Consider the following 12,523-nt stretch of genomic DNA (forward strand, 5'->3'; position numbering starts at 1 on the left):
ACCAAATCCTGCTAAATTACAAATTTTCTCCTAAAATTCCAATAATTTCATCCATTTTAAATCCGTCTTCCACCCGAAAGTCCCCTACACGAGTCCTTCTTAAAGCGGAAAGATGCGAGCCGCTCCCGCAAGCTTTACCCAAATCGTGTGCCAAAGAACGGATATAAGTCCCCTTGCTGCAAACAATCCGAAGCTCCACTATTGGAAACTCCACTTTCAATATTTCAATCTCCCTCACGGTCACTTTCCGGCTTTTCATTTCAACCTCGTCCCCCCTGCGAGCCATCTCGTAAGCACGGACCCCGTCGACACGAACCGCCGAATAAGAAGGTGGGAATTGTTCTATCTCCCCGACAAACTGACGAACAGCTTGCTCTAGACATTCCCGATCGACATGTGTATACGGAAATTCCGCATCAAAAGATGTTTCCAAATCATAAGAAGGCGTCGTGTGCCCGAAAGTTATTTCCGCCACATACTCCTTCTCCTGCCCCATGTACTCCTCTATATTCTTTGTTTCTCTCCCCACGCAAACAATCACAACTCCCGTCGCCAATGGGTCCAGCGTCCCCGCGTGTCCCACCTTGATTTTCCCGTACCCTTTACGCAGGCAGATGCGAATCTTGTTTACCACATCGAAAGACGTCCAACGCAACGGTTTATCCACCACAAGGACAGCCCCCGCCCGAAAATCATCTCCCTCTCTAAAACGTATATTTCCCCACTCCTTCATTATCCCAATACAATCGTCAATATACCGGCAATCGCGCAATAAATCGCAAACCAGATCAATTTACCCTTCTTCACGATATTGATCATCCAACGGCATGCAATGCATCCCGACACGAAAGCGGCAACAAACCCTACCAGCAAAGAAACCGTGGAGATTCCGCTTTGAGAAGCACTGAATCCGCCTTTCATCAAATCAAGAAATGCCTCTCCCAAAATAGGGATTAACACCATTAAAAAGGAGAATTTCGCCACCGCTTCTTTTTTATTTCCCAACAGGATACCCGTGGCAATCGTCGAACCGGAACGGGATAAACCCGGCAACACGGCACAAGCCTGAGCGATTCCGATCACGAAAGCATCCATAAATGATATTTTCTCCTTCACTCGCGGTTTGGCATAATAAGCAAATGCCAACAACAAAGCGGTCACCAACAACATGCAACCGACAACCAATAACCCGGAACCGAATAGCTCTTCCACGTAATCTTTAAAACAAAAACCCACGATAGCCACCGGAATCATTGAAAGAAAAATCTTCAACACGTAGGCCATCTCATCATTATACTTGAAAGTAAAGAATCCTTTGAAAAGTATTGAAACCTCTTTCCACAAGACCACGATCGTACTGCAAACCGTTGCCGCGTGCACCGCCACGGCAAACGTCAGATTCTCCTCTCCCTGTAAACCAAATAAGGCACTAAATATCTGCAAATGTCCGGAACTGCTTACCGGTAAAAATTCTGTCAATCCTTGGATCACCCCAAGAACCAATGCCTGAAACCACTCCATTTATTAATTGAAAATTGAAAATTGAAAATTGAAAATGCACGCACACTCAATACTCAATTTATATTAATACTATTTCTCCTCTTTTTCCTTGGACTTCCGCATGATTGCCCAAAACACGAAACCGAAACCGAACAGCACAACGATCGGGGCTAACGTGATTCTTCTGAAACTAAAGATATCGTAATTAAACGTTTCGGGAGAATCCGCTCCCCCACCCATCATCAACAGGAATCCGACTACAACAATACCGAATCCGATAAGAATCATCTTGTAATTTTCTTTCGGGATAGGGAATCCGTCTTTTTTTTCGTTTAAAATTCTTGCCATATACTTTATTTTAATTTACGCGTACAACGTGTTCAAATCCTTGTTCAAATATCGCCGCACCGAGAACCATGCCGAGAAGAACGACAACAGCACCCCGGAAAGCATCACGAATCCGACCATAACGACAATGACATCCATGTGCATGATATTAATCACTTTACTCACTTTCTCCTGCACGACAAATATAGCTCCCAATAAAATCAGGTTAGCAATCAACGCACCAAAGAATCCCCGCCACATGCTGCCATACACGAAAGGCTTGCAAATAAAGAACGGCGTCGCCCCGACCAATTGCATTGTCTTGATCAACAATCGCTGGGAATACACCGCCAAATGAATCGTGTTACGAATCAACGTGAACGAGATCAACACCAACACGGCACCCACGATCAAAAACAGCAAAGTAATGCGATGAATATTCTCGTTTATACTCTCTATCATGGATTTCTGATAATATACCTCGTGGATAATATCAAACCGGGCTAACCCCTTCTCGATCACAGCCAACGAATCATTATTCGCGTATTCGGGATTCAACCTGATCTCTATTGACGGCAACAAGGGATTTCCTCCCAATATAGCCTCGAAATCTTCCCCCATCTCCTTTTTAAAAGATTTCGCGGCCTGTTCTTTCGTGATATAAGTGGAAGAATAAACAAAAGGACGGGTATCCAAAATCTTCTGCACCCGCTTGATCTCCGCCTCATTCGTGTTGTCTTTCACGATAACGGCAAAGCCGATATTCCGCCTCACGTGATCTGATATTAACCGGGCATTCAACAAAATAAACACAAGCATACCCACCACGATCAGCACTAGAGAAATACTGATCGTGGAAACAAAATATGAACCTTTTCCTCTTTTGCTTCCTGTACCTGACATTGTTTTTGTCTTAAAAACTCGACAAATATAATCATTCTACTCCCGAGAACAATCAATTCAAGAAAAAAATCATCACAACTCTTCATCTCATCCCCGAATAACTCCATGAATAACAGATTTTAAGAAATCAATTAAAAAAATCTGCCGCATTTTCTCCTAAAACCTTTTGCACGTATTAAAAATTGCCCTATATTTGCAATCGCAAAAATGGAAAGCGTTCCTGTCAAATTTTGCAAGCAATTATGCGAAAATAGCTCAGTTGGTAGAGCATAACCTTGCCAAGGTTAGGGTCGCGGGTTCGAGTCCCGTTTTTCGCTCCAAGTTGCTCGAGTGGTGGAATCGGTAGACACGCGGGACTTAAAATCCCGTGGCCATTGCGGCTGTGCGGGTTCAAGTCCCGCCTCGAGTACACGGAATTTTAGAGAGTTAGCATCAATTGCTAACTCTTTTTTTATACAATCTCTATCTGCTGAACTTCAATAATTCACCACTAAATCATAAATAAAATCAGAAAGGTGTTCAACAACACTTGTCAAACACCTTCTATACACTTATTTTAGTATTCTCACTTATTCTCAAAGACAATCTTGTCATCCTTCACGTCTACCACGATACGGCTGTCCCGCGACACCTCCTCCGCCAATATTTGCTTGGACAACTCATTCAGCAAAGTACGCTGTATCACCCGTTTCACGGGGCGGGCACCAAATTGCGGATCATATCCGGCTTCGGCAAGCCATTCCACGGCTTTATCCGAAATTTCGATAGCGATACCGTTATTCCCCAGCATCTTCTTGACTCCGTTAAACTGCAAACGCACGATATCCACGATCTCGGACTTCTTCAACGGGGCAAACATCACGATCTCGTCAATACGGTTCAGGAACTCGGGACGAATCGTCTGTTTCAGCATCTCGTAAACCTCGCGATTTGTCTTCTCTAACACCTCGTCCCGGTTATTCTCGTCAATACCTTTCAGTTTATCCTGAATAATATGCGCGCCGATATTTGAAGTCATGATGATAATCGTATTCTTGAAATCGACCACCCGACCTTTATTATCTGTCAAACGACCGTCATCCAACACTTGCAACAAGATATTGAACACGTCCGGGTGCGCCTTCTCGATCTCGTCGAGCAACACCACGGAATACGGTTTCCGCCGAACAGCTTCCGTCAACTGTCCGCCCTCGTCATATCCCACGTATCCGGGAGGCGCTCCGATCAACCGGGACACGGAATGACGTTCTTGGTACTCGGACATATCTATACGGGTCATCAATGACTCGTCGTCAAACAGGAACTCCGCCAATGCCTTCGCCAACTCGGTTTTTCCGACACCCGTCGTTCCCAAAAAGATAAATGAACCGATCGGTCGTTTAGCATCCTGCAACCCGGCACGATTCCGTCGTACCGCATCAGCTAATGCCACGATCGCCATTTCCTGACCAACCACCCTCTTGTGTAATTCATCCTCCAGATGCAATAACTTCTGCCTTTCACTCTGCATCATGCGGCTCACCGGAATCCCCGTCCATTTAGAAACCACGGCGGCAATATCATCCTCCGTCACCTCTTCCCGGATCAGCGATTCCCCGTGCTTCATATCCGCCAGCTTGGCTTTTACCTCCTCGATTCTCGCCTCCGCCTGCTTGATTTTACCGTAACGCAACTCGGCAACTTTACCGTAATCGCCTTCGCGTTCAGCACGACTAGCCTCGAACTTGTACTGCTCTATCGCATCCTTATTCTTCTGTATCTCGTCAATCAAGGATCGCTCGGACTCCCATTGAGCACGCAATTTCGTGCGTTCTTGGTTCAAATCCGCCAATTCCTTCTGAATCTCGTCCAATTTCTTACTTTTGCCATCCCGCTTGATCGCCTCTTTCTCGATCTCCAACTGCTTGATCTTACGATCCAACTCGTCAATCTCTTCCGGCACGGAATTCATCTCCAACCGCAGACGGGCAGCCGCCTCGTCCACCAAGTCAATCGCCTTGTCGGGCAAAAAACGATCGGAAATATACCTGTGCGACAACTCCACGGAAGCAATAATCGCGTCATCCGTGATCCGCACTTTATGGTGATTCTCGTAACGCTCTTTCAAGCCGCGCATAATACTGATCGCGCTCATCACGTCCGGTTCGTCAATCATCACCTTCTGGAACCGGCGCTCCAACGCCTTGTCCTGCTCGAAATACTTCTGGTACTCGTTCAGCGTCGTCGCACCTATCGCCCGCAAATCACCCCTTGCCAATGCCGGCTTCAGTATATTCGCCGCATCCATGGCTCCGTCGGATTTTCCCGCACCGACCAAAGTATGTATCTCGTCGATAAACAGGATAATTTCTCCCTCGGAAGACAACACTTCGTTAACCACGGCTTTCAATCGTTCCTCGAACTCCCCTTTATATTTTGCCCCGGCAATCAAGGCACCCATATCCAAAGAATAAATATTCTTGGATGCCAGATTCGAGGGCACATCCCCGTTCACGATACGCTGCGCCAATCCCTCGGCAATAGCGGTCTTACCCACACCCGGTTCACCAATCAGAATCGGGTTGTTCTTCGTTCTCCGCGACAATATCTGCAACACCCGACGGATCTCGTCATCCCGCCCGATCACCGGATCGAGCTTCCCGTTTCGGGCACGTTCATTCAAATTGATAGCGTACCTTCCCAAGGCATCGTAATTATCCTCCGCCGATTGGGAATTTACTTTCGACCCCTTCCGCAACTCGTTGATCGCTTCCCGGGTTTCTTTCTCGGTCATACCCGCATCCTTCAACATACCGGACACAGGATCTTTCACCGACAACAAGCCTAAAAGAATATGCTCCAATGAAACATATTGGTCACCCATCTCTCCCGCCAGCTTCGCGGCTTTCTCCAGCACCTTGTTCGCCTCGTCGGACAAATAGGGGGAACCTCCCGACACCTTCGGGTAAGCATCCACGATACGATCTAACGCCGCGACAACATTCCGGCTATTAATACCCAATTTATTAAAAATAAAAGTGGTGATATTTTCGCCCTTCTCCATTATCCCCTTCAACAAGTGACCCGTCTCGATCGCCTGTTGACCTTTTTCCTGCGCCAGCTGCACTGCTGCCTGCACCGCCTCTTGCGACTTAATTGTATAATTATTCATGTTCATAGTCTCAATCACTCCTTTCTGCGTTAGAAATTACAAAGTATATACCGAAACTCACGCCCAAAAGTTTCACGATTGAAATATGAAATCAATAAACGCCACATCTCACTGCTAACCAAGAAATAAAAGAAGCATCGGAAATTTTTCCATTTCGAGAAACACTTCCCCGCAAATCTTCATTCCTGTCATTTTGTCTTTAAAAACACTAATTATTATGTCAAAATGTCTTTTCTTTCCACATCCTTAACGTCCCCCCGAAAGGCGGATAAGCAATCCCACGCTCCGTGATAATCGCCGTGATCAAATCAGCGGAAGTCACGTCAAAAGCCGGGTTATACACCTTCACGCCTTCGGGCGCCATTCTCCGGGCATACCATTTCTCCGTCACCTCCTCGCGGGCACGCTCCTCGATCTCGATCTGTTCACCCGTGGGACATCCCATGTCTATCGTTGAAGTAGGTCCTAACACGTAAAACGGGATACCGTAATATTTCGCCAATACCGCTACCCCCGAAGTACCAATCTTGTTCGCCGTATCCCCGTTGGCAGCCACCCGGTCACACCCCACCAGCACGGCCTGTACCCGTCCCTGCTTCATCACCGTTGAAGCCATATTATCACAAATCAAAGTGACATCCACCCCGGCCTTCTGCAACTCGTAAGCCGTCAATCGGGCTCCCTGCAATAGAGGACGAGTTTCATCGGCAAACACGGAAAAGGCATATCCCCGTTCTTGTCCCAAGTAAACCGGCGCCAAAGCCGTCCCGTACTCGGACACCGCCAAATGCCCCGCATTACAATGCGTGAGCAACCCCATCCCCGGGCGCAGCAACGACACCCCCCACTCCCCGATTCGCTTGCAAGCTGCGGCGTCTTCTTCCCGGATTGCCTCAGCCTCCTCCCGCAATACCCGCTTCCAGTCCTTCACTCCTTCTCCCCGATGTCGCAATAACCGGGCTTCCATCCGGTCTAACGCCATAAACAAATTCACCGCCGTGGGACGAGAGGACTCCAGATACTTCTTTACCTTCACGAACTCCCGATAGAAACTCTCGAAATCCGTCACCTCTACTCCCTGCATCAACACGGCAACCCCGTAAGCCGCTGCCACCCCGATAGCCGGGGCTCCCCGTACCTTCAACGAATAAATCGCCTCCCAAATCTCCTCCGCCGTCTTCAACGCCAGATAAACCTCCCGGTTCGGCAAGCACGTCTGATCCAAAATCACCAAAGCGTTTTGCCCGTAATCCGCCCAAACGGTTAGCATCGTAAACAAATTTCCCATATCCCAATAGTTTTCCGGATTTCTTTACTTATCAACTTCTTTAAACTTGTCAACAAAGGTATCCAAATTCTGAATCAAATAATCATCTTTTGCCCGGTAAAGGAGATTTCGTTCAGGCTTGAAAAATTGCCGTACACCGATAATAACATTCCTCTCCCCGATTTCGACCAAATGAAACGGTTCATGCACATCTTTCACCCCCGTTACCGTATGTCGTTTTGAAATAAAATAACGAGCATCCTCCTCCTTGGACATATTATCCCTCGTCAACACATAAAATGTCGAATCCGTATCAAAAATCACCCCACATCTACTGCTTAATACAAAAGCAGGATAGACAAGCTGCCCGAATTGGTATATATTATCCAATTCCAGCAACACACGCCCACATCCATCCCATTTCTTATAAAAAATATGATATTTATTATTTTGATAATAATACATGAATCCCTCTGATATCTTATCATGATCATCTTTCGGTCTGTATATCTTATTCGCTAACACCTTATTCACCAAAAAAGAAACTTTCCGATTCAGAACCTTATCTATTTTCGCCCTGCCCAAAGAAGTTTCAGTATGAGGTCCCCAGTAACGAGTCTCAAATGTAGTGTCTCGTTGTTCCCTAAAAACACTTTCCTTGTTCTTTATTCCATATTCTATCAGCTGAAGCGTTTTCGTCGCGTTATACGTTTTCGCCTCCAAGTTAAACAAAAGGGTATCACCCGTACTTCCTCGTCTGCACTGAAGTTTATACCGGGGAACAATATCGTCCACGTAACTATGTTTAAAACTTAAAATAATCGGCTGTTTATAATCCATTTCTCTTGAAAGCATCTCCACCAACTGACCGATAATTAGAGCCTTAAACCTTTCCTCGTGTCGATTAAAACCAAATTGATACCACACCTCCACGTTCCCGTATTTGTTTGTCATTATCAGATCCGAATGTCCCCAAACCGGCTTCATCACACAAAGTAACAAAATCAGCACAAAACAACCTTTCATTTTACCTCTTTTCATATCATCATTCATCTCACTATAAATAATTTAACTGTAAAGTTATAAATTTTCCTTCACATCTTGATAATTTAAAGCATAAAAGGAAAGAGGGAGCCTTTCGACTCCCCCGTTTACCTACATTATTTCACGACCACCGTGAATACCGAATCAAGAGCGTAAGTGTATCCTTCGTTCGACACCCGAATATTAATCACGTACCGCCCGGGTGGTACGGTGTGATTCCACGGCAACTCGATAATGCCTTTTCCTTGCATCGTGAATTGATCGGCAACCTCGGGATGAGCGCTATTTATACTCTTGATGGAGTAGTGAATTGGTGCGGTTCCTTGCACCCCCTCGATGGAAGTGCTTTGCCACGGTATTTGAAACTCTATCTGCCTCGCGTCCCAATCGGGGTCGAGTTCCGCTTTAACGATCATACTGTCCGATTGATACACGGCCTCCCTCGTTTCCAAGTACCCGACCGTCACGTCATGACATCCTGCCTGTACCAACAGCAACAGTCCAAAAATCAATACATATACCTCTCTCATAATTTTCAATTTTGCATTTTCAATTATTACAGTTGTGTTCAGAGAAACAAGAAATGTGATTGTAATCTATTGAATAATAGATTTTTGAAGAAGAAGAGTATAACAATGGGTAACGATATAGAAATGAGCAAACTACTTTGGTCTACTGAGTTTTTCCATCGCTTCAAATAACTCTATTACAAAGATATAAATAATAATCTAATCGTGTTGCTGAATAAAATATTTCTTTCTTTGTAAAATACGCTATCATGCTCAAATTTTAAGTGCAAAATGCAATTCGATGAATTTTGATTCACTTTTACACTTAATCATCTCACAAATAGGCATATCTTTGTGAGAAAATAAATGTATTGATATGGTAGAATTACGTAAAATTGAACATGTGTCACCTCATATAATATGTGAATTAGCAAATAACTATAAGATTGCTATAAACTTACGTGACATATTTCCTCATCCATACACTCATGATGATGCCGTTGCTTTTATTGAATTAGCTACAACAGGGGGCATTAGGAGATGTTTTCGGTATCTATGCTGAAAATGAGTTTGTCGGTTGTTGTAGTTTAATCCCTCAAAATGATGTTTATAGAATTAATGCAGAAATAGGATACTGGATTGGCGAACAATATTGGAGAAATGGATATGCAACAGAAGCAGTTAAACAATTAGTTGCAATAGCTTTTAATCAATTAGGCATCAATAGGGTATATGCAAATATTTTTGAATATAATGTCGCATCAATGAGGGCATTAGAGAAAATTGGATTTGAGAAAGAGGCAATTGTTAAATTGTCCGTCATAAAAGAAGGACGAATATTTAATGAATACATATATAGCATTATAAATATATGAAAGATGAAGCAATAAAACATATAATTAGCAGGTGTAATCTAAATGAAATAGTTGATATACTGTCCGATAAATTGAGTGGTTCAGAGTTAAACTCTTTGCTATTAGAGGTGTTTGACAGGCGTACCACAAAAGAAACACCATCTTCCTTATTGAGTAAATACAGTAAAAACAAATTGGCTAAACCTGCACAATTAGATTTTCTGGAATTTAAAGAGGAAGAATTGGAATGCTGTAAAATAATTGCGAATAACAACTATGAATTAATTGAGTTATCTCCTGTTACTCAATTAGGTACAAGTAGTGTAATGGCAACAGTAAATCAAAAAAAAGTTCTTACAGCACTAAGAAACACGGAAGTTCAGTCCGACCCAACAAATGCAATAGCTTTGCATTATGCTTCATTAAAGAAAAGTAATGAACTGTCTGAGAAAACATATAATTTTGGTAATGTATCAAGAGTTATAAGAACTCAGGTTTTCTCAAACCCAAATTTTACACCTCATTTTCCTCTTTTGTGCCTAATTTCGTGCGGTATGGATACGGGTAGTTTTGAATTTGAAAGAACTGAATTACATAAACATTTAGCCATAACACAGAAGGTCTGCAAAGAAGTCTTTGGGTTTGAAAATATATTCTTTGAAATTATACCCTGCAAAGGATATGATGAAAAAAGTCAATTGGTATCAGATACCTTATTTTATAATAAAAATAGCGGTTTGGATATTCGTATTGCCAAATTAGATTCACACAATAATTATTACTACGGCATTAGAATTAAAGCTAAGATTATTATTAATGGGGTAGAACATGAAATAGGTGATGGAGGATTACTTAACTGGACTCAAAACTTATTGGCAAATAAAAAAGAACGTATGCTCACAATGGGGATAGGGATACAATTATTGCACTTATTTAAGAAACACGCAAGAGATTTATCAAGAGCACAAAATCTTCTTTAAAACAAAACCCGCTGATTTTTCGGGGTGTACCCGTCAAGAATAGGGGACAAAACCGCTTCAAAGCCGGTACAAAGCCGGTTCAAAGACGCTCGTGAACGTCTTTGAAACGTCTTTGTATCGAAGGTGAAACGTCTTTGTTCCCTTATTACTCCCTTATCTCCACGTGTTCTCTCTTGATTTACATCGAGTCTTCACGTTATCCCGTCCTGAAAAAGTTTACCGTAAACTTTAGTAAACCTACATCAGCACTATCCAGAATATCTTATTTCATTGAATCTTCTCCAAGTTCACTATTTTCACTCCAAAGAAACATCGCGAAATTTCAAGTGAAAACATTTACGATAGTACCACATCCCGACAATATCAGCCAAGAACCAGCCGACAGGCACCGCCCACCAGATACCCACCACTCCTATTGCCGGAATCGCAGACAAGACATAAGCCAAGACGACACGGGTTCCCAGCGAAATGACCGTTAAGACTACGGACATTCCCGGCTTTCTTATCCCCCGATAGAAACCGTATAACAAGAACAGACAGCCGATGCCACAATAGAAAGCCCCCTCGACACGCAGGTATTGAACCCCGATCGCGATAATCTCGGACTCTGTCGCCGGGACAAAAATAAGCATCAGAGGACGGGCGAAAATGAACACGAGCAAGGAAATAAAAAGACAAAACAACATTGTCGAAATGACCGCCACACGGATTCCCTCCCGGATACGCTTCGTCTTCCCGGCTCCAAAGTTTTGAGCGATGAAAGTTGAAAAAGCATTACCAAAATCCTGAACGGGCATATACGCGAACGAATCAATTTTCACCGCCGCAGCGAATGCCGCCATGACAGCGATCCCGAAACTATTGATTAAACCTTGCACCATCAGAATACCGAAATTCATCACGGATTGCTGCACGCAGGTCAACGAGGAATAAACGGCAATCTCCTTTACTGTCGCCCATTTCATCCGCATATCCTGACGGCGGATTCGAAATTCCGGGAATTTCTTTATCGCGTAAAGACAGAGCCCGACTCCCGACACGGCTTGAGCGACGACGGTAGCCCATGCCGCACCGCGAACACCCCAGCCAAACAAAAGAATAAACAACAAGTCAAGAACAATATTCAACACAACAGCGACAGCCAAGAACCATAACGGCACAACCGAGTTACCGATGGCACGCAACAGGCAAGCATAATAATTATAAATAAAAGTGAAACCTATCCCCAAAAAGATAATCCACAGATATTCCCGCATCAACGGGTACACGTCTTCCGGCACCTGCAACAATCTCATGATAGGATCAATCCAAACAAAAGCGATAATATTCAACAACAAAGTGACAGCCCCTATCAATACCAAGGCAACAAAAGCACTACGTTTCATCGCTTCCTTATTTCCCGAACCGTACTGAAGCGAAAAGACTACCCCGCTTCCCATGCACAACCCTAAAAGTACCGAAGTCAAGAAGATCATCAAGGCGTACGCGGAACCCACCGCCGCCAAAGCGTTTGCCCCGAGGAATTGCCCCACGATCAGGGTATCCGCGATATTATATAATTGTTGTAATAGATTGCCCAGTATCATGGGGACGGCAAACCATAATAATCCAAGAGATATATTGCCGGCTGTCAAATCACGAACCTCTTTTTTTATACCAATTGCCATACTCCCTTCCGAATACCGTTAATACATTTTTTTCAAGTTTCCCACAAAAGAAAAACCCTCTCAATCATTCGATTCAGAGGGTTTTCTTTCGATTTTTTTGTACCCAGGGCGGGAATCGAACCCGCACGTCTTTAAGGGACACTGGATTTTGAGTCCAGCGCGTCTACCAATTCCGCCACCTGGGCTTGAAGACGGGGACAAAAGTAGTGCTTTTCTGTCAAACTCCAAATATTATGACGTTTTTTTTACGAAAAAATGTCATAATATTTTTCAGCCCGGTATACGGCAGGATTCGGTTTTTCGATGAAAACGGGGCAAGAT

11 protein-coding genes and 3 tRNA genes are annotated in these 12,523 nt (G+C 44.0%); 4 read left to right on the forward strand and 10 right to left on the reverse strand.

All coding sequences use genetic code 11. The features are described 5' to 3' along the window. Positions 1-16: 16 nt before the first annotated feature. From truB to H8S64_RS01840, 4 genes are all read right to left on the reverse strand, one after another. Positions 17-733: a tRNA pseudouridine(55) synthase TruB gene (gene truB, locus H8S64_RS01825; protein ID WP_186974714.1), complete on the reverse strand. Its 717-nt coding sequence runs from the start codon at positions 731-733 to the stop codon at positions 17-19. Beyond that, positions 733-1,521, reverse strand: coding sequence for an undecaprenyl-diphosphate phosphatase (locus H8S64_RS01830; RefSeq protein WP_099291124.1), 789 nt, complete (start codon positions 1,519-1,521; stop codon positions 733-735). The genes truB and H8S64_RS01830 overlap by 1 nt, the downstream gene beginning before the upstream one ends. A 69-nt stretch (positions 1,522-1,590) precedes the next feature. Beyond that, positions 1,591-1,848: a DUF3098 domain-containing protein gene (locus tag H8S64_RS01835; RefSeq protein WP_099291125.1), complete on the reverse strand. Its 258-nt coding sequence runs from the start codon at positions 1,846-1,848 to the stop codon at positions 1,591-1,593. A 15-nt stretch (positions 1,849-1,863) separates the two neighbouring features. Then, positions 1,864-2,730, reverse strand: coding sequence for a cell division protein FtsX (locus tag H8S64_RS01840; RefSeq protein WP_186974715.1), 867 nt, complete (start codon positions 2,728-2,730; stop codon positions 1,864-1,866). Positions 2,731-2,974: 244 nt separating this feature from the next. On the opposite strand from H8S64_RS01840, the gene H8S64_RS01845 reads away from it, so the two are divergent. After that, positions 2,975-3,050, forward strand: a tRNA-Gly gene (locus H8S64_RS01845). Positions 3,051-3,054: 4 nt separating this feature from the next. Then, a tRNA-Leu gene (locus H8S64_RS01850) sits at positions 3,055-3,139 on the forward strand. A 156-nt stretch (positions 3,140-3,295) separates the two neighbouring features. Here H8S64_RS01850 and clpB read toward each other — a convergent pair. The 4 genes from clpB to H8S64_RS01870 form a co-directional block, all read right to left on the reverse strand. Continuing rightward, on the reverse strand, positions 3,296-5,887 hold the full coding sequence (gene clpB / locus H8S64_RS01855; protein ID WP_186974716.1) for an ATP-dependent chaperone ClpB: 2,592 nt from the start codon (positions 5,885-5,887) through the stop codon (positions 3,296-3,298). A 214-nt stretch (positions 5,888-6,101) separates the two neighbouring features. Next, positions 6,102-7,169 carry an S-methyl-5-thioribose-1-phosphate isomerase gene (gene mtnA / locus H8S64_RS01860; protein WP_186974717.1) on the reverse strand — a complete coding sequence of 356 codons (1,068 nt, stop codon included), beginning with the start codon at positions 7,167-7,169 and terminating at the stop codon, positions 6,102-6,104. Positions 7,170-7,193: 24 nt separating this feature from the next. Further along, positions 7,194-8,174 carry a hypothetical protein gene (locus H8S64_RS01865; protein WP_186974718.1) on the reverse strand — a complete coding sequence of 327 codons (981 nt, stop codon included), beginning with the start codon at positions 8,172-8,174 and terminating at the stop codon, positions 7,194-7,196. Between the two features lie 134 nt (positions 8,175-8,308). Continuing rightward, the gene (locus H8S64_RS01870; protein ID WP_186974719.1) at positions 8,309-8,722 is read right to left on the reverse strand and encodes a hypothetical protein; all 414 of its coding nucleotides are present in this window, start codon (positions 8,720-8,722) and stop codon (positions 8,309-8,311) included. A gap of 530 nt (positions 8,723-9,252) precedes the next feature. On the opposite strand from H8S64_RS01870, the gene H8S64_RS22680 reads away from it, so the two are divergent. Next, on the forward strand, positions 9,253-9,576 hold the full coding sequence (locus H8S64_RS22680; RefSeq protein WP_186974990.1) for a GNAT family N-acetyltransferase: 324 nt from the start codon (positions 9,253-9,255) through the stop codon (positions 9,574-9,576). Next, positions 9,573-10,535, forward strand: coding sequence for a hypothetical protein (locus tag H8S64_RS01880; RefSeq protein WP_186974720.1), 963 nt, complete (start codon positions 9,573-9,575; stop codon positions 10,533-10,535). Before H8S64_RS22680 ends, H8S64_RS01880 begins: the two co-directional genes overlap by 4 nt. Before the next feature lie 296 nt (positions 10,536-10,831). On the opposite strand, the gene H8S64_RS01885 is transcribed toward H8S64_RS01880, so the two are convergent. Continuing rightward, on the reverse strand, positions 10,832-12,202 hold the full coding sequence (locus H8S64_RS01885) for an MATE family efflux transporter (protein ID WP_186974721.1): 1,371 nt from the start codon (positions 12,200-12,202) through the stop codon (positions 10,832-10,834). A gap of 100 nt (positions 12,203-12,302) precedes the next feature. Further along, a tRNA-Leu gene (locus tag H8S64_RS01890) sits at positions 12,303-12,387 on the reverse strand. Positions 12,388-12,523 lie beyond the last annotated feature (136 nt).

Origin of the sequence: Butyricimonas hominis, assembly GCF_014287455.1 — a bacterium.
Classification (GTDB): domain Bacteria; phylum Bacteroidota; class Bacteroidia; order Bacteroidales; family Marinifilaceae; genus Butyricimonas; species Butyricimonas muris.